Annotated in this window: 19 protein-coding genes; 11 read left to right on the forward strand and 8 right to left on the reverse strand. The window is 60.9% G+C overall.

Annotation, left to right across the window (positions count from 1 at the left end; translation table 11 throughout):
- The first annotated feature begins 91 nt into the window (after positions 1-91).
- The 5 genes from aauS (at position 92) to ACWIKB_RS15020 (ending at position 4691) form a co-directional block, all read left to right on the forward strand.
- Entirely contained in the window at positions 92-1993 is a 1902-nt protein-coding gene (gene aauS, locus ACWIKB_RS15000; protein ID WP_475267761.1) for a two-component sensor histidine kinase AauS, read from the forward strand.
- A complete protein-coding gene (aauR, locus tag ACWIKB_RS15005; RefSeq protein ID WP_475267763.1) occupies positions 1990-3318 on the forward strand; it encodes a two-component response regulator AauR in 1329 nt (442 codons plus the stop codon). The genes aauS and aauR overlap by 4 nt, the downstream gene beginning before the upstream one ends.
- Positions 3319-3326: 8 nt before the next feature.
- On the forward strand, positions 3327-3656 hold the full coding sequence (locus ACWIKB_RS15010; RefSeq protein ID WP_475267868.1) for a GlpM family protein: 330 nt from the start codon (positions 3327-3329) through the stop codon (positions 3654-3656).
- 257 nt (positions 3657-3913) lie between these two features.
- A complete protein-coding gene (locus ACWIKB_RS15015; protein ID WP_475267765.1) occupies positions 3914-4288 on the forward strand; it encodes a DMT family transporter in 375 nt (124 codons plus the stop codon).
- Between the two features lie 19 nt (positions 4289-4307).
- Positions 4308-4691 carry a DMT family transporter gene (locus ACWIKB_RS15020; protein ID WP_475267767.1) on the forward strand — a complete coding sequence of 128 codons (384 nt, stop codon included), beginning with the start codon at positions 4308-4310 and terminating at the stop codon, positions 4689-4691.
- 114 nt (positions 4692-4805) lie between these two features.
- Here the strand turns inward: ACWIKB_RS15020 and ACWIKB_RS15025 are convergent, their stop codons facing one another.
- Positions 4806-5558, reverse strand: a complete 753-nt coding sequence (locus ACWIKB_RS15025) for a MipA/OmpV family protein (protein ID WP_475267769.1) — start codon at positions 5556-5558, stop codon at positions 4806-4808.
- Between the two features lie 217 nt (positions 5559-5775).
- Here ACWIKB_RS15025 and ACWIKB_RS15030 point away from each other — a divergent pair, with 217 nt between their 5' ends.
- From ACWIKB_RS15030 to ACWIKB_RS15050, 5 genes are all read left to right on the forward strand, one after another.
- A complete protein-coding gene (locus ACWIKB_RS15030) occupies positions 5776-6498 on the forward strand; it encodes an HAD-IB family phosphatase (protein WP_475267770.1) in 723 nt (240 codons plus the stop codon).
- Positions 6491-7885: an aspartate aminotransferase family protein gene (locus ACWIKB_RS15035; RefSeq protein ID WP_475267772.1), complete on the forward strand. Its 1395-nt coding sequence runs from the start codon at positions 6491-6493 to the stop codon at positions 7883-7885. The genes ACWIKB_RS15030 and ACWIKB_RS15035 overlap by 8 nt, the downstream gene beginning before the upstream one ends.
- Positions 7882-8760: an alpha/beta hydrolase gene (locus tag ACWIKB_RS15040; RefSeq protein WP_475267774.1), complete on the forward strand. Its 879-nt coding sequence runs from the start codon at positions 7882-7884 to the stop codon at positions 8758-8760. Before ACWIKB_RS15035 ends, ACWIKB_RS15040 begins: the two co-directional genes overlap by 4 nt.
- 111 nt (positions 8761-8871) lie before the next feature.
- Positions 8872-10644, forward strand: coding sequence for a sensor histidine kinase (locus ACWIKB_RS15045; protein ID WP_475267775.1), 1773 nt, complete (start codon positions 8872-8874; stop codon positions 10642-10644).
- Positions 10634-12022, forward strand: a complete 1389-nt coding sequence (locus ACWIKB_RS15050) for a sigma-54-dependent transcriptional regulator (protein ID WP_475267777.1) — start codon at positions 10634-10636, stop codon at positions 12020-12022. The genes ACWIKB_RS15045 and ACWIKB_RS15050 overlap by 11 nt, the downstream gene beginning before the upstream one ends.
- 121 nt (positions 12023-12143) lie before the next feature.
- On the opposite strand, the gene ACWIKB_RS15055 is transcribed toward ACWIKB_RS15050, so the two are convergent.
- The 3 genes from ACWIKB_RS15055 to metE form a co-directional block, all read right to left on the reverse strand.
- Positions 12144-12809: a DsbA family oxidoreductase gene (locus tag ACWIKB_RS15055; RefSeq protein ID WP_475267779.1), complete on the reverse strand. Its 666-nt coding sequence runs from the start codon at positions 12807-12809 to the stop codon at positions 12144-12146.
- Positions 12810-13011: 202 nt separating this feature from the next.
- Entirely contained in the window at positions 13012-14031 is a 1020-nt protein-coding gene (locus ACWIKB_RS15060; protein ID WP_475267780.1) for an alpha/beta fold hydrolase, read from the reverse strand.
- Between the two features lie 249 nt (positions 14032-14280).
- A complete protein-coding gene (metE, locus tag ACWIKB_RS15065; protein WP_475267782.1) occupies positions 14281-16593 on the reverse strand; it encodes a 5-methyltetrahydropteroyltriglutamate--homocysteine S-methyltransferase in 2313 nt (770 codons plus the stop codon).
- Positions 16594-16712: 119 nt separating this feature from the next.
- Between metE and metR the strand changes: the two genes are divergently transcribed.
- Complete coding sequence (gene metR, locus ACWIKB_RS15070) at positions 16713-17630, forward strand: transcriptional regulator MetR (protein WP_054613654.1); 918 nt, start codon at positions 16713-16715, stop codon at positions 17628-17630.
- Between the two features lie 122 nt (positions 17631-17752).
- Here the strand turns inward: metR and ACWIKB_RS15075 are convergent, their stop codons facing one another.
- The 4 genes from ACWIKB_RS15075 to nosR form a co-directional block, all read right to left on the reverse strand.
- The gene (locus ACWIKB_RS15075; protein ID WP_475267784.1) at positions 17753-18250 is read right to left on the reverse strand and encodes a GNAT family N-acetyltransferase; all 498 of its coding nucleotides are present in this window, start codon (positions 18248-18250) and stop codon (positions 17753-17755) included.
- Positions 18251-18252: 2 nt separating this feature from the next.
- The gene (locus tag ACWIKB_RS15080) at positions 18253-18891 is read right to left on the reverse strand and encodes a LysE family translocator (protein ID WP_475267786.1); all 639 of its coding nucleotides are present in this window, start codon (positions 18889-18891) and stop codon (positions 18253-18255) included.
- 25 nt (positions 18892-18916) lie between these two features.
- Positions 18917-19339 (reverse strand): NUDIX hydrolase, encoded by a 423-nt coding sequence (locus ACWIKB_RS15085; RefSeq protein ID WP_475267787.1) that lies wholly within the window; start codon positions 19337-19339, stop codon positions 18917-18919.
- 134 nt (positions 19340-19473) lie between these two features.
- The gene (gene nosR / locus ACWIKB_RS15090; RefSeq protein ID WP_475267789.1) at positions 19474-20835 is read right to left on the reverse strand and encodes a response regulator c-di-GMP phosphodiesterase, NosR family; all 1362 of its coding nucleotides are present in this window, start codon (positions 20833-20835) and stop codon (positions 19474-19476) included.
- Between the last annotated feature and the right edge of the window lie 218 nt (positions 20836-21053).

Here is a 21053-nt window from a genome sequence, read left to right on the forward strand (position 1 = left end):
CTGATCCTTAAAGGCAAAAGATCGCAGCCTGCGGCAGCTCCTACACGGGATTCTCTGGGCTTGTAGTTGTGGTTGACCCAAGGCATCTGTGATGAAATGCGACCCCACTCTCTATCGCGCCGCGCCGCCATCACTCGCCGTGAAACCCCGTCTGATTCGTCATCTGTTCCTGCCGCCGCTGGTTATCGCCCTGATGATCGGGTTGGGTTACATCGGCTTCTGGGTCAGTGAACACTACGGGATTCGCAGCCTCAGCGAGAATGGTCAGCGTCAGCTGGAACTGCACGCCCGCGCCGTCGAGAGCGAGATCAGCAAATACACCTACCTGCCCAGCCTGCTGGAGCTTGAATCCAGTGTTTCAAAACTGCTGGACGACCCGTCGCCGGAAACCCGGCAAACGGTCAACGATTACCTCGAAGGCCTGAACCGGCGCAGCCGCAGTCGGGCCATCTACGTCATGGACACCACCGGTCGCGTACTCGCTACCAGCAACTGGCGCGATGTCGACAGTTACCTCGGTGAAGACCTGTCCTTCCGTGCCTATTTCCAGAACGCCGTGCGCGGTCAGCCGGGGCGGTTCTACGGCATCGGCAGCACCAACGGCGAGCCCGGTTATTACCTGGCCCATGGCCTGGAAGAACACGGCAAGATCATTGGTGTGGCGGTGGTCAAGGTTCGCCTCGAAGCCATGGAAGAACGCTGGCAGCGTGCGCGCCTCGAAGCTTTCGTCAGCGACGAAAACGGCATCATCATTCTCTCCAGCGATCCGGCGCGTCGACTCAAATCCGTGGTGCCGTTGAGCGACGAGACCAAGGAAAAACTCGCCCGCAGCCTGCAGTACTACTGGTTCCCGCTAAACGAATTGCAACCGTTGGCCCGGGAAACCCTGGCCGAAGGCGTGGAGAAACTGACCTTCCCCGCCAACAGCGAACTGGCGTCCGACGAACAGGACATCACCTACCTGGCCCAGACCCGGCCGTTGAGCGACACCCCGTGGAATTTCACCCTGCTCACGCCCCTGGCGGATTTGCGTCGGGAAGCGATCAATCAGGGGATTCTGGTGGCGGTGGCGTTTGCCCTGGTGGCGTTCCTGCTGATCGCCTGGAACGAGCGGCGCAAGGTGATCGCCACACGCCTCGCCGCCCGGGAAGCCTTGCAGGAAGCCAACAACCAACTGGAGCGTCGGATTACCGAACGCACCACCGATCTGCGCGCCAGCAACGAACGGCTCAAGGGCCAGATCCGCGAACGGCGACAGGCCGAAGAGACCCTGCGCCGGGCCCAGGATGAACTGGTCCAGGCCGGCAAATTGGCGGCCATCGGCCAAATGTCCACCAGCATCGCCCACGAATTGAACCAGCCGCTGGCCGCATTGCGAACCTTGTCCGGCAACACCGTGCGCTTCCTGGAGCGCGGTCAACTGGACGTCGCCAGCACCAACCTGAAAACCATCAACGAATTGATCGACCGCATGGGCCGGATCACCGCCAGTCTGCGTTCGTTCGCCAAACGCGGCGACGACAAAGGCCAGGCCAGCCTCGGTAAAGCCGTGGAAGCGGCCTTGCAATTGCTCGGTGGCAGGATGGAAAGCGCGCATCTGCAACAGCATCGAGACTTCGCCGATGTGCAGGTGCAGATCGACCAGACGCGACTGGAACAGATTCTGGTCAACCTGATCGGCAACGCCCTCGACGCCATGCAAGCCCAGCCACTGCCGGAGCTGTGGCTGGAAGGCGAAGAGTTCGACGGCAAATATCGCCTGCGGGTGCGCGACAACGGCCACGGCATCGACGCCGAAGCGCGCAAGCATCTGTTCGAACCGTTCTTCACCACCAAACCCGGCGCACAGGGCCTGGGCCTTGGCCTGACCCTTTCCGCCAGCCTGGCCGCGGCCACCGGTGGTCATTTGGGTGTCGAGCACCCGGCCAGCGGTGGTACCACCTTCGTCCTCAGTTTACCGTTGGTAAGCCCCACTCCCGCCGAGCCAATATGAACAACGACCTTAGCGTACTGATCGTCGAAGACGACCCCCATGTGCTGCTCGGCTGCCAACAGGCACTGACCCTGGAAGACATTCCCTGCGTCGGTGTCGGCAGCGCCGAAGAAGCCCTGGAGCGGGTCGGCGACAACTTTGCCGGGATCGTCATCAGTGACATCCGCCTGCCGGGCATTGACGGACTGGAGCTGTTGACCCGGCTCAAGGCTCGCGACCGCAGCCTGCCGGTGGTGCTGATCACCGGCCATGGCGACATCTCCATGGCCGTCGGCGCGATGCAGAAAGGCGCCTACGATTTCATGGAGAAACCGTTCTCCCCGGAACGCCTGGTGGACGTGGCCCGCCGTGCCCTGGAACAACGCAGCCTGGCTCGCGAAGTCTCGTCGTTGCGCCGGCAACTGGCCGAACGTGATTCTCTGGAAGGCCGGATCATTGGTCGCTCGCCGGCCATGCAGAACTTGCGCGAACTGATCGCCAACGTCGCCGATACCTCAGCCAACGTGCTGATCGAAGGCGAAACCGGCACCGGTAAGGAACTGGTCGCCCGTTGCCTGCATGATTTCAGTCGCCGCCACACTAAGCAGTTCGTCGCCCTGAACTGCGGTGGCCTGCCGGAAAACCTGTTCGAAAGCGAAATCTTCGGCCACGAAGCCAACGCCTTTACCGGTGCCGGCAAGCGGCGGATCGGCAAGATCGAACACGCCGACGGCGGCACGCTGTTCCTCGATGAAGTGGAAAGCATGCCCCTGCCGTTGCAGATCAAACTGCTGCGGGTATTGCAGGAGCGCACCCTCGAACGCCTCGGTTCGAACCAGAGCGTGGCGGTAGATTGCCGGGTCATTGCAGCGACCAAGTCCGACCTGGACGAGTCGAGCAAAAAGGGCGAGTTCCGCAGCGACCTGTATTACCGCCTCAACGTGGTGACCCTGGAACTGCCGCCGCTGCGCGAACGTCGCGAAGACATCCTGCAACTGTTCGAACACTTCCTGCAGCAGTCGTCCCTACGCTTCGACCGTGCGGTGCCGGGGCTGGACAACCAGACCCTGTCCAACCTGATGAGCCACGACTGGCCGGGCAACGTGCGCGAACTGCGCAACGTCGCCGAGCGTTTTGCCCTCGGTTTGCCGGCCTTTAAAAAGTCTGGCGCCAGTGGCAGCAATCAAGGCCTGGCCTTCGCCGAAGCGGTGGAAGCCTTCGAACGCAACCTGCTCAACGATGCCCTTCAGCGCAGTGGCGGCAACCTGACCCAGGCCAGCCTGGAACTGGGAATGGCCAAGACCACGCTGTTCGACAAAGTTAAAAAGTACGGGCTGAACCACTGATGGACCTTTTGCTCAAAGCCGCCCTGGGCGCGGCGGTGGTGTTGATCCTCGCCGCGTTGGCCAAGACCAAAAACTACTACATCGCCGGCTTGGTGCCGCTGTTCCCGACCTTTGCGCTGATCGCGCACTACATCGTCGGCAAGGGCCGTTCACTGGACGACTTGAAGACCACCATCGTGTTTGGCATGTGGTCGATCATTCCGTACTTCGTGTACCTGGCCACGCTGTACGTCCTGGTCGACCGCATGCGTCTGGAAGCTTCGCTGGCTGTTGCGGCGGTGGCCTGGTTGATGGCCGCGACCGTGCTCGTCAGCGTTTGGGTTCGCCTTCACGCCTGATCACCCCACCATCCCCTGTGGGAGCGGGCTTGCTCGCGAAGAGGCCAGCACATTCAATATCCATGTTGGCTGACACACCGCTTTCGCGAGCAAGCCCGCTCCCACAAGGGAACTGCGTCGCCAGCGGCTGGCCCGCCCCTTGCATTTACCCCCAAAGCCCTCTCGGCCGGTGCTCATACCTGATGAGCCCGGTGTCTGAAAGCGCCCACCAAGGGGTAGATCCTGACCGTGAATATTTTCATAAAGGCACCACGCCCATGACCTTCACCGTCATTGTGCTGGTGGCGTTTTCTATCGTGCTGGATGTGATCGGCCAGCTCTGTTTCAAGCTTGGCCTGGACCGTTTGCCGGAACTCGAAGGTGGTTTCCGGCTGAATGCGTTCTGGGGCCAGGTGTTCAATGCGCCGCTGTTGTGGTGCGGGATCGGTGCCTATGCGCTGGAGTTTTTCGTCTGGCTCGAAGCCTTGTCCCGGGCGCCGCTGAGCCTGTTGTTCCCGGCCGGGGCCCTGGCCTATTGCGGCGTAGTACTGGCGGGCAAAGTGGTGCTCGGGGAAACCGTCAGCCGCCGGCGCTGGCTCGCTACCCTGGTGATCACGGTGGGCGTCATGCTCGCGTGTGCCGGTAATGCCTGATTCTCAAAGGAGCAATGCGATGGATTGGTTACACGGACGCTTCGGCACGGTGGTGCTCTGGGCGCTGCTGATTCTTCTGGAAAGTGCCGGACAGATTGCGACCAAAGTCGGCGGTGATCAACTGGGCCAGATGACCTTTACCCTGCAATGGCTGCAAGCGGTGATCGTCGATCCCGGCGTGCTGTTTGCGGTGGGTTGCGGCATCGGCGCGTTCTTTGTGTGGATGCTGATTTTGCGGCGCAGCAGTTTGTCCCTGGCGTTTCCCCTGAGTTCACTGGTGTTTGTCGGGGTGCTGCTGGGGTCGTGGCTGGGGTTGGGTGAGCAGATCAGCGTGCTGCACTGGATCGGGGTGGCGGTGATTATCGGGGGGATTGCGTTGTTGGCTGAAGGCGAACAAGCCTGAATCTCTGTTGCACTCAAGGGAGCCTTCGCGAGCAAGCCCGCTCCCACATTGGAACGCGACCTCCTGTGGGAGCGGGCTTGCTCGCGAAGACGTCAGCCCCGCCAATGAGATTTCCTAGTCAAACTTATAAGCCACCGCCGCCTGCACTTCCCCCTGATCCTGCTGCCCGACCTGTTTGACGATACTGCTGTCTGCCGCTGAGCCCGTCAGGTGAATCCAGCTCGCACTGGTCAACAGCGACCAATGGGTTGCCAGCGGAAATTCAAAGCTCTGGGTCAATGCCACGTTCTGCAAACCGCCACCGGCGTTGTAGCGGGCAATGCCCGAAGCCTGTGACGTCTCGGCACTGACGCCGTAGAACGCCTGATTCTGCTGCGCATCGGCAAAGTGTGCAGTCAGGTTACTGCTGCCGATCACACCGCCGCCCAGTGGATAACCGATCTCGCCACCCAAGCGCCCGACCACGCCCTGCGGTCCGCCAACCGCCTCGCCTACCGTGGCAAACACCCGCCAGAAATCAGCCGGCGCGTACTGCACGAACCCACCGACAACGCCCATATCGGGTACATCGTGCAGGCCCTGCAAACTGCCGTTGGCGGTGCGCCCCGGCAAGTAATTGAGGAACGGCCCGGCGCTGAAGCCATTGGTTTTCAACGCGCTCCAGGTCAGCCCGTCGTCGGTGCTGAGGCTGACATCGCCCCAGTCCAGATCGAGATACGGCACCGGACGGATTTCATGGCGGCTGCCGCTCGGGTCGTGGGGTTGGTAGCTCAGCCCCGCACCGGCCTCACCGGTAATGCCGTCGGCCAGGACATTGGCCGACAAGCACGTCAGCGCCGCAAACAGGGCAACAGTAATCCTCGACATGAGGTCTTTCCTTAACAAGATATGCGCGCATCAATCCTCTTTTAACCGTCCCTGCGCAAGCACTCATGTTGTTTGTAGCGACCTACAAAAATTGTAGCTTCGCCGACACACACATCCGCTAGAACCCCGGAAATACGGGGCTCTACCCGATTGGCACACTCCCTGCTCTACCCCTTTTGCAAGCGCAAACAGCGCGCCCTGCCAAATAGGTAAACAGATGATTGACTGGCATATCGTGTGTGATTTCGACGGGACCATCACCCGCACCGACGTGATCGACAGCATCCTCCAGCAGTTCGCCGACCCGAGTTGGGAAGCGATCGAAAACGAGTGGCTGCAAGGCGACATCGGTTCCCGTGAATGCCTCAGCCGCCAGCTCTCGCTGGTCAAGGCCACGCCGACCGAACTGCTCGCGTTCTTCGACACGATCGAAATCGACCCGGACTTCCCCGACTTCGTCGATCACGTGATCGGCCTCGGTGCCACCCTCGAAGTGGTCAGCGACGGCATCGAGCAAGGCATTGCGCGGATTCTTGCGCGCAACTACGTGACCCTGCTGCCGATCCTCGCCAACCGCTTGCGCCAACTTGGCCACGAGAGCTGGCGTATCGACTTCCCGTATTCCAGCGACGCCTGCCGCGCCGCTTCCGGCAACTGCAAATGCAAGTCCACGCCCAAGAGCAAACGGGTGTTGGTGATCGGCGACGGTCAGTCCGACATGTGCGTGGCCTCCACCGCCGACTTCGTGTTCGCCAAGGATCGCCTGGCCGAGCACTGCGAGCGCAACGGCATCGCCTACGCCCGCTTCGATAGCTTCGCCGAACTCCCGGCCCTGCTGGCCCAACTGCCGGCCGGCCGCGCCGCCAATGCGACCGACTTCGCCCTTGAAACCACTTCTGACTACGCGTCAAACAATCAGGAACTCTTCAATCATGTCTGATATCCGCATCGCTACGCCCGAAGACCAGATCCTTCTGGATAAAGAAGCCAAATATTGCTCCTACGGCGACACCGTCCACTACATCGACCCGCCGCGCATCTTTAGCCGCTGCGAAGGCTCGTACGTGTGGGACACCGAAGACCAGGCCTACCTCGACCTGCAAATGTGGTACTCGGCGGTTAACTTCGGTTACGCCAACCCGCGCCTGAACAACGCACTGAAACAACAGATCGACACCCTGCCGCAGATCGCCAGCCAGTACTTGCACAAAGGCAAAATCGAGCTGTCGGAAATGATCGCAGTCGATGCCAAGAACAAGTTCGGCCTCGACGGTCGTGTGCACTTCAACGTCGGCGGTTCGCAGTCCATCGAGGACTCGCTGAAAGTCGTGCGTAACGCCACCAACGGCAAGAGCCTGATGTTCGCCTTCGAAGGCGGTTACCACGGTCGCACCCTCGGCGCGTCGTCGATCACCTCCAGCTACCGCTATCGTCGTCGCTACGGCCACTTCGGCGAGCGTGCCAATTTCATCCCGTTCCCGTACCACTTCCGTGGCCCGAAAGGCATGACCAAGGAAGAATACGGCAGCCATTGCGTGCAGCAATTCGCCCGTTTGTTCGAGACTGAATACAACGGCGTCTGGGACCCGAAAGTCGGCCAGAGCGAATACGCAGCCTTCTACGTCGAGCCGATCCAGGGCACCGGCGGCTACGTGATCCCGCCGATGAACTTCTACAGCGAACTCAAGCACGTGCTGGATCAGCACGGCATCTTGATGGTCGTCGATGAAATCCAGATGGGTTTCTGGCGCACCGGCAAGCTGTGGTCGATCGAACACTTCGACGTCAAACCGGACGTGATCGTCTTCGGCAAGGCGCTGACCAACGGCCTCAACCCGCTGGGCGGCATCTGGGCCAAGGAAGAATTGATCAACCCGAAAATCTTCCCGCCGGGTTCGACTCACTCGACTTTCGCGTCCAACCCGTTGGGCACTGCGGTCGGCCTGGAAATGTTCAAGATGACCAGCGAAGTCGATTACGGCGCGATGGTCATGGCCAAGGGCAAATACTTCCTTGAAGGCCTGAAAGACCTGCAGAAACGCTACCCGATCATCGGCGACGTCGATGGCCTGGGCCTGGCCCTGCGCTGCGAAATCTGCGGCCCGGACGGTTTCACCCCGGACAAGGCGACCCTGGATTTCATGGTCGACGAAGGCATGAAGGGCGACATCGAAATCGACGGCAAACGCCTGGGCCTGATCCTCGACGTGGGCGGCTACTACAAAAACGTGATCACCCTGGCCCCGTCGCTGGAAATCAGCTACCCGGAAATTGACCTGGGTATCGCCCTCCTCGACCGTTTGCTGCATCGGGCCATGAAGCGATGAACGAACACGAGATCGACATGGGCGAAGGCAACGCCGGTTTCGTTCTCGGCTCGGGCGAGGTCGCGGTGCTGTTGATCCACGGCCTCACCGGCACCCCGACGGAACTCCGTCGGGTGGCCATGGGCCTGGCGAAAGCCGGGCACACGGTCTACGTGCCGACCCTGGCCGGCCACTGCGGGGGCAACGCCGACCTGCAAGCCACTGGCTGGCGCGACTGGTACGAAAGCGCGCGCAACACCTTCGTCGGCGTGCGGCGCAAGCACGAGCATGTGTTCGTCGGCGGCTTGTCCATGGGCGCGGTGCTGTCGATGTACCTGGCAGCCGAGCATCCGGGGCAAATCGAAGGCTTGCTGCTGTACTCGACCACCCTGCGCTACGACGGCTGGAGCATCAACAAACTGGCGTTCCTGACGCCGTTGCTGATGAAAATTCCATTCGGCGTGCATCTTTGCAGCTTCGAAGAAAAACCGCCCTACGGCATCAAGAATGAACGCCTGCGGGCCATCGTCGAACGCCAGATGAAAGAAGGCGAAAGCAGCGCGGCCGGTTTGCTGACCATGGAAGGCGTCACCGTGCGCGAGTTGCACCGACTCAATGCCGTGGTGAAAAAATGCATGCCATCGATCACCACCCAAGCGTTGGTGCTGCACTCCATCGAAGACGACATCACCAGCCGCTGGAACGCCGATTACGTCGAACGCAAGCTCGGCGGGCCGGTGGTCAAGGTGCTGCTGGACGACTGCTATCACATGATCACCGTCGACCTGCAATACCGCCGGGTGATTGAACTGAGCATCGACTTCATCCAACAGCGTTTCATTCAACAACGCTCCACCCCGCAACCTCTGCGCCAGGAATATCGGCAACTGGCCTGAGCCCATGGCGAACCCGTTGCAGACGGGTCGCCACCGGCGGGGCAATGTCGGCTACTGTATTGAACCAGGCCTCACGATTTCTCCCGCCATGGCATTCGACAAGCGAACCCGATGACCAAACACCGACCTGCCAAAGCCCGACCCTTCGCCCTCTCCGGCTGGAGCCTGCAACGCAAACTGGTCCTGGCCTTCTGGCTGGTCAGCGTGATCCCGACCATGATCGCCGCAGAACTGGCGGCCACCACCCTGTCACAGATTTTCGACAGCAACGTGCGCATCTGGCTGCAGGAATCGACCAAGATTGTCGAGGACGAGATCAGCGAAATCCTGCGGGACAACGCCCGGGCCGCGCAGTTGTTCCTGCGTTACACCCGCCCGCCGGTGGATAAGTTGTCGCTGCGCCACGACCGCCTGACCACCGACATTGCCGATTCCATGGGCATCGACGTCGTCGCGCTGGTGCGCAACAGCGATCACAAAGTGGTGTTCAGCACCGCCGCCGATGACATCGTGCGGCAGATCAGCACCGCGCCCAAAGCGGTGATGCAAACCTTGCAAATCGGTGGTGTCGCCACCGGCACGGTGGTCTCGACCTTCGAGACCGAACAGGACGGCGTCGATTACAAACTGGTAATCGCCACTTACCTCGATAACAGCTTCCTGACCAGCGTCTCCGATGTGCACTCGCTGGACTTGCGTTTGTACCTGGCCAAGGGCAATGACTTTTCCGAGATTTTCTCCAGTCAGCGCTTCGAGGATCACCCGGCGGCGGTGCCGGAAAAAATCGAACAGATCCTGCGCACCACCAAGCAGCCGACCGAACAATTCACCAGTCGCTACAGCGGCATCTATCGGCCGATCCTCAACGAAAACGGCGAACTCCAGGGCGTGATTTTCAGCGGTTTGCTGCGCCACACCAGCCTGGTCGGGCTGGTGAATCAGAGCAACCTGTTCATCCTGATCTTCCTGCTCAGTTCGGCAGCGTCCCTCGGTGTCGGCTGGCTGGTATCGCAACGCCTGACCCAACCGTTGCGCGGCTTGTCCAAAGGCGTGCAAGCGGTGATCGCCGGGGACTATCGCCAGCGTTTGGCGGTTACCGGCGGCGACGAACTGGCCGAACTGAGCAGCACGTTCAACCACATGAGCGAACGCCTGGGTGAGTTGCAGCACCTGGAGTCGCAACTGCGCCGCCGCGACCGTTTGCATGCGCTGGGCGAAGTCGCCATGGGCCTGGCCCATGAAATTCGCAACCCGCTGGGCATCATCAAGACCGCGACCCAATTGCTGCACCGCCGCGCGGATCTGCCCGAGACCGACAAGCGTCACCTGGAATACGTGGTCAGCGAAGTCAGCCGCATCAATGACCTGATCACCGATTTCCTCGACTTCGCCAAACCCAGCGCGCCGCTGCGTTCGACCCAACCGGCGCGACCGCTGGTGGATGAGTTGGTGGGGTTTTGCGCCCCGGAGCTGGCCAGCCACAACATCGAGGTGCACATCGATGATCAGGCACCGGGCGCGACCCTGTACGCCGATGCGCGCCAGCTCAAGCAGGCCGGGTTGAACCTGATCGTCAACGCCATCGACGCCATGCCCGATGGCGGCCACCTGACTCTGGGCATCAACCGCGATGCTTCCCACACCATCATCAGCGTCGCAGACACCGGCCAGGGCATCGAACCGGACATGCTCGAACGGATCTTCACACCATTTGTGACCACCAAGGCATCCGGCACGGGCCTGGGTCTGGCCAAGGTGTTTTCGATCATGGAAAACCATGACGGGCACATCGAATGCACCAGCGAAAAAGATGCCGGCGCTACCTTCAGCCTGTACATTCCGACCCATGGCGAAGACTTCGACGAGGCGAGCGATGACACATAACGTACTGGTGGTCGACGACGAGCCCAAGCTCTGCGACCTGCTGGCATCGGCCCTGAGTCAGAACGGCATCACCGTGTTCACCGCCGGCAACGGCCTGCACGCGCTCAAGGTGCTGGAGTGCGAGGACATCGACCTGGTGATCAGCGACTGGCGCATGCCCGGCATGGACGGCCCGCAATTGCTCGCGGAAATCAAAAACCGTTTCCCGCAGTTGCCGGTGATCGTGATGACCGCCTACAGCACGGTGAAAAACGCCGTGCAGTCAATGCGCAACGGCGCCTTCGACTACATCGCCAAGCCGTTCGACATCGACGAACTGGACATCACCGTCAGCAAGGCCCTGCAATTTCGCGACATCCTCAAAGACAACCAGCGCATGCGCGCCGAACTCGACGAACACCAGCAGATCGACAGCCTGGTGGGCGACAGCCCGAGTTTTCGCCGAGTGCTGCAAGCCATCGACTCGGTGCGCGAAAGCAACGCCACCATTCTGCTGACCGGCGAAAGCGGCACCGGCAAGGAAATGGTCGCCCGGGCCATTCACAAACACGGTAACCGCGCCGACAAGCCGTTTGTGGCGGTGAACTGCGCGGCGATCCCCGAAGGCTTGCTGGAAAGCGAAATGTTTGGCCATCGCAAAGGTGCGTTTACCGGCGCCGTGGCGGATCGGGTCGGGCGTTTCCAGCAAGCGGACAAGGGCACGTTGTTTCTCGATGAGATCGGCGAAATGCCCTTGGCCTTGCAGGCGAAAATCCTCCGCGCGTTGCAGGAACGGGTGATCGAGCCGGTGGGCGATCCGCGCGAGCGCAAAGTCGATGTGCGGGTGATCGCCGCCACTAACAAAAACCTGCTGGATGCGGTGGCCAAAAAAGAGTTTCGCGAAGATTTGTATTACCGGCTCAACGTGTTTCCGATCCCGCTGCCGGCCCTGCGCGAACGGGTCGAAGACATCGCCCCGCTGGCCCGGCATTTTGCTAATACCCTGGGGGCCGCGGCGGGCAAACGCTTCAGCGGATTCAGTGCGGCGGCGTTGCAAGCCATGGCCAATTATTCGTGGCCGGGGAATATTCGTGAGCTGCAGAACTGTGTCGAGCGCGCGACGATTGTGGCGAGTGGGTCGGTGATTGAGGACGATGATTTGCCGGCGTATTTGTTTGCCTCACGGCCCGCCGACAGTGGCGTGCTGATTGAACACAACGGCGTGCCGGCGGACCTGGAAGCGGCGCTGGCGGAAGTCGAAAAAGCTTACATTCTGGCGGCGCTGCAACAGAGCAATGGCGTGCAGGCTGCGGCGGCGCAGTTGATCGGGATCTCCGAGCGCAGCTTCTGGTATCGGCTGAAGAAACTGGGGATTCATGTGGACAAGATCGTCCGCTGACCACAAAACCTTGTGGGAGCGGGCTTGCTCGCGAAAGCGGAGTGTCAGCTCCATTGATGGTGACTGACACTCCGCCTTCGCGAGCAAGCCCGCTCCCACATTAACCGTGTTCGCCGAAGGATCAGCTGACGGTACCGCCCTTCGCCTCGCTCATGATCTGCCGGATCGCCCCGACGAACGTTTCCACCGGCTGCCCGCCAGTCACCGCGTACTGCCCGTTGAACACCACCGTCGGCACCGAACTCACCCCGCGCGACAGCCACAACTGTTCTTCCTCGTGAACCTCTTTGGCGTATTCATCCGAGGCCAGAATCGCCTCGGCCCGTTGCCGATCCAGCCCAACACTTTCCGCGATCTGCGCCAATTGCGCGGGGTCCGACGGATTACCGCCATCGGTGAAATACGCCTTGAACAGCGCCTCTTTCAAATTGAACTGCAACCCTTCCAGACCGGCCCAGTAGAGCAAGCGGTGCGCATCGAAGGTGTTGTAGATGCGGCTGTTGCCATCGGTGCGAAAGGCAAACCCGACTTCGGCGCCACGGGCGCGGATCATCTCGCGGTTTTTCTGCGATTGCTCGGGGGTGGAACCGTATTTTTCGGTGATGTGTTCGGTGATGTTCTGGCCGTCCGGGCCCATGTTCGGGTTCAGCTCGAACGGCTGGAAGCGGATCTCGGCCTGCACCTCCTCACCCAGCAGGTCCAGCGCTTTGGTCAGGCCATACAGGCCAACGACGCACCAGGGGCAGGACACGTCGCTGACAAAATCGATTTTCAGGGAGTTACTCATCGTGTACCTCGCAGGCTGATGTCGCGCTGGAAAGCTCGAACAATACACCCGACGGGGCTGGGGTTGCAGTAGATCCCTGTGTCCAACGCAAATCCCCCTGTGGGAGCGGGATTGCTCGCGAAGAGGGTGTGTCAGCTGCATCGATGTCGACTGACACGCCGCTTTCGCGAGCAAGCCCGCTCCCACAGTTGGGTTTGCGGTGTTACAGGAGGTTGGGGGTTGCCACCGGTTCGATCTGCGCCCAATGCGAGGTGTCTTCGCGGTGGGACTGCAAGTACGGCAACACCGCCGCCAGCAATGGCGCCTTGAACGCTTCCTGGAAACGATGGGCCATGCCCGGGATCAGTTTCAACTGACTGCCGCGAATATGCGCCGCCAGGTGTACGCCGTGCATCACCGGCAACAACGGGTCCGCCGTGCCGTGCACCACCAGCGTCGGCACGCGCAATTGGTTGAGCAACGCCACCCGGCTCGGCTCCGCGAGGATCGCCATGATCTGGCGCTTCACACCTTCGGGGTTGAACGCCCGGTCGTAGGAGGCCGCCGCTTGTTGCAGCAACGCTTGCCGGTCATCACTCACGGTTGGGCTGCTCAGGGCCGCGAGCAAATCCGCCTGTTGCTCCAGCGCCACTTCGCGATTCGGCGCGCCCCGGCGCGACAACAATTGCACCAGCGCCGCACTCGGCGCCGGCAAGCCTTCGGCCCCGGAACTGGTCATGATCAAGGTCAGGCTCTCGATCCGCTGCGGCGCCATGGCCGCCATATGCTGGGCGATCATCCCGCCCATGCTCGCGCCCAGCACGTGAAACTGCTCGATGTGCAACGCGTCCATCAGCCCCAACGCGTCCTCGGACATGTCGGTCAAGGTGTACGGCGCCGCCACCGGCAAGCCGAGTTTGTAGCGCAGCACTTCGAAGGTCAGGTTGGCGTTGGCCGGGGCCTGGCGCCAGGTCGACAGCCCGACATCGCGGTTGTCATAGCGAATCACCCGAAAGCCCTGCTGACACAAGGCAACCACGACTTCGTCCGGCCAGTGGATCAGTTGCCCGCCCAGGCCCATCACCAACAGCAATGCCGGATCGGACGCACGGCCGATGCTCTGGTACGCCAGGCTCACCTGGTCCAGATCGACATGTTCAGTCGGCACATTGACGTCGCAGCGCGACGCCGCAAGGGACGGCAGGCTGAATAACAGCGCTGCCACGAAAAGAAATACACGCATGAAAAACACCGAAACGCAGAACCCCAGTAGAGCGCGAGTCTGATGAAGTTTGTTCAAGCGCGCTGCCACAGTTGCGTGACAGTTTGATGAAGATTGCCGAGCGGTCATTTTTCGAGACCGCGTTATCGTTCATTCGCGAGCAGGATCGCTCCCACAGGATGTGTGTCGATCACAAACTTTGTGTGCGACATCAATCCAATGTGGGAGCGAGCCTGCTCGCGAAGGCGCCAGACCAGGCGCCGCAGGACTTTATGCCAACTGACTGCGCAACTGCCGCGCCGCCGCCACCATGTTCACCAGCGCCGCCTCAGTCTCTGGCCACGCACGGGTCTTCAAGCCGCAATCCGGGTTGACCCACAGGCGTTCGGCAGGGATGCGCTTCACTGCCTTCGTCATCAACTTGACCATCTCGGCCGTGTCCGGCACCCGTGGCGAGTGGATGTCATACACGCCCGGACCGATGTCGTTCGGGTAGTCGAAGGCTTCGAAGGCTTCCAGCAACTCCATGTCCGAACGCGAGGTTTCGATGGTGATCACGTCGGCGTCCATGGCGGCGATGGACTGGATCACGTCGTTGAATTCGCTGTAGCACATGTGGGTGTGGATCTGGGTTTCGTCGCGCACACCGGAGGCGCTCAAGCGGAAGGCTTCCACCGCCCAGTCGAGGTATTCCTGCCATTGCGCCCGGCGCAGCGGCAAGCCCTCGCGGAACGCGGCTTCGTCGATCTGCACGATTTTGATGCCGGCGTTTTCCAGGTCGACCACTTCATCACGCAGGGCCAGGGCCAGTTGCTGCGCCTGGATTTTGCGCGACACGTCTTCCCGCGGGAACGACCACATCAGCATGGTCACGGGACCGGTGAGCATGCCTTTCATGACTTTGTCGGTCAGGCTCTGCGCGTAGGTGATCCAGTCGACGGTCATGGCGTTCGGGCGGCTCAGGTCGCCGTAAATGATCGCCGGTTTGACGCAACGGGAACCGTAGCTCTGCACCCAGCCGAAACGGGTGAACAGGTAGCCGTCCAGTTGTTCTGCGAAGTATTCGACCATGTCGTTGCGCTCGGCTTCACCGTGCACCAGCACATCCAGGCCCAGGCGCTCCTGGACTTGCACCGCGTGGCGGATTTCGCTGTGCATGGCGTCGGTGTAATCGTTGGCCGACAGCTTGCCTTGCTTGAACGCCTGACGGGCCAGACGGATCGAACCGGTCTGCGGGAACGAGCCGATGGTGGTGGTCGGGAACGCCGGCAATTGCAGGCGTGCACGCTGCTGTTCGATGCGTTTGGCGAACGGCGAATGGCGTTGGCTGTCTTTGGCGCCAATGGCGTTGATGCGAGCCCGGACTTCAGCTTTATGGATGCGCGGCGACTGCGCACGGCTAGCCTGGATTGCGCGGCTTTCGGCCAACGCGGCTTGCACCTTGGGCGCTTGCGGGTCGTTGAGGGCATCGCGCAGCACGGCAATTTCACCGCACTTCTGCACAGCGAAGGCCAGCCAGGATTTCAGTTCCGGGTCGAGCTTGTCTTCGCGCTCCAGATCCACCGGGCTGTGCAGCAACGAACAGGAACTGCTGACCCACAGGTTGTCGCCAAAACGCTCCTGCGCCGGTTGCAGCTGCGCCAGCACTTGTTCCAGTTCACAGCGCCAGACGTTGCGCCCGTTGACCAGGCCGACCGAGAGAATCTTGTAGGTCGGCAGGCGATCCAGCACTTGGCCGAGTTGGTCCGGCGCACGCACCGCGTCGATGTGCAGGCCTTGCACCGGCAGGCTGACGGCCAGGCCGAGGTTGTCTTCCAGGCCGCTGAAGTAAGTCGCCACGAGTTTTTTCAGCGGCGAATATTGAAGGATGTGATAAGCGCGCTCGAAGGCACTTTTCCAGGCTTGTGGCAGGTCGAGGGTCAGGATCGGTTCGTCGATCTGCACCCATTCCACGCCTTGTTCGGCGAGGCGACCGAGGATTTCGTTGTAGACCGGCAGCAGGCGTTCCAGCAGTTCGAGCTTGTCGAAGTCGTTGCCTTTGGCTTTACCCAGCCACAGATAAGTCAGCGGGCCGATGATCACCGGTTTGACGTTGTGGCCCAGGGCCTTGGCTTCGGCGACTTCGTCGAACAGCTGTTCCCAGCTCAGTTTGAACTGCTGGTCAGCGCTGAATTCCGGGACCAGGTAGTGGTAGTTGGTGTCGAACCACTTGGTCAGTTCCTGGGCGTATTGCGCTTTGCTGTGTTCGCCGCCGCAGCAAGCGGCAGTGGCGCCACGGGCCATGGCGAACAAGGTGTCGAGGGTCGGCTGGCCGCTGGCATCCAGAGTGCTGTCGAAACGCTCGGGCACCACGCCGAAAGCCAGGGAATGGCTCAGCACCTGGTCGTACCAGGCGAAGTCGCCGACCGGCAGCAAATCGATGCCGGCGTCTTTCTGCAATTGCCAATGGGTGGCGCGCAGTTGGCGGCCAACGGCTTTCAAAGCGTCCTGATCGAGATCGCCCTTCCAGTAGGATTCGAGGGCTTTTTTCAGTTCGCGGTCAGCGCCGATGCGCGGGAAACCAAGTGTGTGGGCCAGAGCCATGGTGAATTTCTCCCTTTAAAGATGTTGTAAAAACGTGGGCCTATTGTCGACAGCCAACCCAACATGAGACAAACTCAACCTTTTCGTGTTGATCACAAGTTTTCCTCATGGAGCCCCCGGTGCTTGAAATCCGTCACCTGAAGACCCTGCATGCCTTGCGCGAAGCCGATAGCCTGGTGGATGCGGCCGACCGCCTGCACCTGACGCAATCGGCCCTGTCCCACCAGTTCAAGGAGCTGGAAGAACGCATGGGCATGCCGCTGTTCGTGCGCAAGACCAAACCGGTGCGTTTCACCAGCGCCGGTTTGCGCCTGCTGCAACTGGCCGACGCCACCCTGCCGTTGCTGCGTGGCGCCGAGCGCGATATTGCGCGGCTGGCCGGCGGCACTGCCGGGCGTTTGCACATGGCGATCGAGTGCCACAGTTGCTTTCAGTGGCTGATGCCGACCATCGATCAGTTCCGCGACGCCTGGCCGGAAGTAGAACTCGACCTGGCCTCGGGCTTCTCCTTCGCCCCGCTGCCGGCCCTGGCCCGTGGCGATCTGGATCTGGTGGTGACTTCCGATCCGCTGGAACTGGCCGGGATCACCTACGTGCCGTTGTTCACCTACGAAGCGATGCTCGCAGTGGCCAACCAGCACCGGTTGGCGAGCAAGGCGTACATCGTGCCGGAAGATTTGCTCACAGAAACCTTGATCACCTACCCGGTAGAGCGGGATCGGCTGGACATCTTCACCCGTTTTCTGGAACCCGCCGACGTCGAACCGGCCCAGGTCCGAACATCGGAACTGACGGTGATGATGATGCAACTGGTGGCCAGCGGACGCGGCGTGTGCGGCATGCCCCATTGGGCGCTGCATGAATACAGTTCACGGGGTTATGTGAAGGCCAAGCGGCTGGGGGAAAAAGGCTTGTTTGCGACGCTGTACGCCGGGATCCGCGCGGACATGCTGGATGCACCGTACATGCGCGATTTCTTGCTGACGGCGAAGGACACGTCGTTCTCGACACTCGACGGCGTCAGCGCGGTTCGCTGACACGACACAATCCTTGTAGGAGCGAGGCTTGCCCGCGAAGCTTTTTGCAGCCTCAAGGACGCCTTCGCGGGCAAGCCTCGCTCCTACAGGTTATTTGTGCACCTAAAGACCCTCGGTGACTCTTAAATCTCGCGCCACATGTGGATCTTGTCGAAGTAGTCTTCGCCGACCCGCACTGCCAGCGGTTCCAGGCCGAACTGGATAAAGCCGCAACGCTGGTACAGCTTGAACGCTGCGTCATTGCCAGCCGTAACGGTCAACTGAATCAGCTTCAGGCCTGGGCGATTTTGCGCTTCGGTCAGTGCTGCCTGGACCAATTCAAAACCAAGCCCGCGCTGGCGGACCTGGCCGGACACGTACATGCCGAACAGCGTTGCCTTGTGCCGAGCCTTTTCCCGGGGTTCAAAGGCCAGGCCGACGATGCCCGACAGCTTGCCCTCCTCAAACGCCCCGAACACAACATCTAGCTTGCTGGTCAATCGCGACTCCCACCAACTCAGCGGCATCGCGGCACGTTCGCGCACGCTGGAGGTGAACGCTTGCGGATGCCGGTCGTAGGCTTCGAGCATCAGTTCCCGATAGTCCAGGGCGTGGCTGGCATCCAGGCGTTCAATCCACATGATCACACCGCGTTGCGCTGTTCAAGCATCAACCGTACCGCCAATGCCGACAGCACGAAACTCATGAAGTAGCGTTGTACCGCCAGCCAGGTCGGGTTGCTGACGAACCACGACGCAATGCCGGCGGCGAACAACGCAATCAGCAGGTTGACGCAGAAACTCACGCTGATCTGGGTCAGGCCGAGGATGACGCTCTGGGTAAACACCGAACCATGTTCCGGGATGATGAACTGCGGAAACACCGACAGGTAAAACACCGCGATCTTCGGGTTCAAGGCGCTGGTAAGAAAGCCCATGGTGATCAGTTTTCGCGACGAGTCCGGCGGCAATTGCTGCGCTTCGAACGGTGAGCGTGCGCCGGGTTTGACCGCTTGCCAGGCCAGCCACACCAGGTACAGGGCGCCGGCCCATTTCAACACTTCATACGCCATCGGCACCGCCAGGAACACTGCGGTCAAACCGGCTGCGGCGGCGAACAAATGCACGAAAAACCCCGCCACCACCCCGAGCAACGAGGTCACGCCGGCCTTACGCCCCTGGCAGATTGAACGGGAGATCAGGTAGATCATGTTCGGCCCCGGCGTCAGTACCATCAGCAATGCGGCGGCGGCGAATATCAGCAAGTCTTGAAGGGGAATCATGGGGCAGTCCTTGGTCCGGTGATGATCAGGCGATCGCTGTCAGCGAGGCTCGATAAAACGGCAGGATCACGTCCCGTGTCAATGGCGCCAGCGTGAGATGGCCGTCGGTGGCCGGGTCGATCCAGCGCACTTCTTCGATCTCGGCGGCCGGCGTGACGTTTGCGTCGATGGTCAGCAGAAAGAGTTCGGCCTGAACGATAAAACCCGGTTCGTTGGCGGCCGGTGCCGAGAACTGGCCCAAATAGGTGGTTTGCGCCGGATCGATGACCAGGCCCAGTTCCTCTTCAAGCTCGCGGGCCAGCGCGTGGGCCGGTTGCTCATGAGCTTCGATCTTGCCGCCCGGTTGCATAAAGGCCTCGGTCCCGCGTTTGCGTACCAGCAATGTGCGGCCATCGGGGCCGATCAGCAGGGCGGCGGCGATATGGATGATGCGGGGTGAAGTGGACATGGATGAGGAATGGCCTTGACTGAAAGGCGCAAGAATAACCTGTAGGAGCCAGGCTTGCCGGCGAAGGCGTCTTTGAAATCGCCTTCGCCGGCAAGCCTGGCTCCTACAAGTGTTCGTCGAAGACCCTGCGGTGTTTACGAAGTAGCACGCTCCAGCAAGGCTTCCACTTCCTCGGGGACTTTCACAAAGACGCTGTATTTCGCCCCTTCCATGGTTTCGAAGGCGATCAGTTTTTCCACCAGCGGCCCGTTCAGCACCTTGCCGGCATTGAGCAACAGCATGCCGTTGTCGGCGTTGAGGTTACGCGCCAGGATCATGCCCGACACCAGGTCCCGGGTGGTCAGGACCTTGACCGATGGATCGGCCAGCGTCACATCGCTGAGGTACGCGGCGCAGATCTGAATGAAATCTTCCACCAGTTCGGGATCGTAGAGCCGTCCGGTATAGCTGCGGATATACACCAGCGCTTCGTCGCTGTTCATCTGCCGCTCAAGGATCAACCCGCGCTGCAACTCGATGAAATCCACCGCCAGTTTCAGCAACCGTGAACCGAACGGAATCGCCTCACCCTTGAGTCGGTCCGGGAAACCGCTGCCGTCCCAGCGTTCCTGGTGGTGCAGGATTAGACGGGCGGCATCTTTCATCGGGTCGAGGGTCATCAGCAGCGACTCGCTCTGCTTCGGATACTCGCGATAACGATCACGATCAAGGTGATGCAGCATGTCCGACGGCGTGATCATCATGCTGTCGGTCCAGCTCAGCTTGCCGATGTTGTAGAGCGCGGCGGCCATGGTCAGGTCACGGCTGGTGCCCTCGTCCAGCCCATGGAGTTTGCAGTACACCCGCACCAGCTCGATGATCTGGCGGTTGGTCTGCTTGGCCGGCGGCAGACGCAGGTTGGCCAGCAACGAGAACACCTCGGTGCCGGTGACATAGCTGTGTTTGAGCTCTTCATACGCCAGGTCGAGCATGTCGGCGGTCTGTTGCAGCTCGGAGGTGCGCGCCGCGACGTGTTTTTCCAGGGTGGTATTGAGGGTTTTCAGTTGATCGTTCTGCTGGCGGGTCAACTGCACCAGACGCCGGCGTTCGCGCTCGGAATGCTGATGTTCCAGGGCCTGGCGCAGCGTCAGAAGCATTTCCTCGTCGTTCCAGGGTTTACTGATGTAACGGTGGATCTGCCCGTCGTTGATCGCTTTGATGATCGTCGGCAGGTCTGCGTAACCCGTGAGCAGGATGCGCGTGGTCGTCGGGTAGAGCTGATGGATATGGGCCAGCAACGTAGCGCCATCCATATTGGGCATGCGCGCGTCGGTCATCACCAGATCGACACTGTGCTGCGCCATGATCTCCAGGGCTTGGGCACCACTGGTGGCCAGCAGCACGTCGTAGGGCTGGCTGCGCAGCAACCGACGCAGGCTGCTGAGGATTGATTCCTCGTCGTCGACCAGTAACACCTTGGGTTTATCGGTCAAAGTCGTGGGGAGTTGCTCTTCCATGGCGTCACCTCAAGTGAAACGGGTCTTCCGTTGTGTCAGGCCCACGACAAACATCCACTCTTGCCGGAGCCTGACCTACAGGCTAGATGATTTTCAGACACTACCGGCAATTGATTCATTCCATACACCCAAGCGAACTCCAGACAAGGGGGCTATGCTCAGCGAACTCGGATCTACATTCTGTAACCGTTCGGCCAGGTGATCAGGGAAAGGATGCC

The sequence above is a fragment of the Pseudomonas sp. 5Vm1k genome (assembly GCF_056161485.1).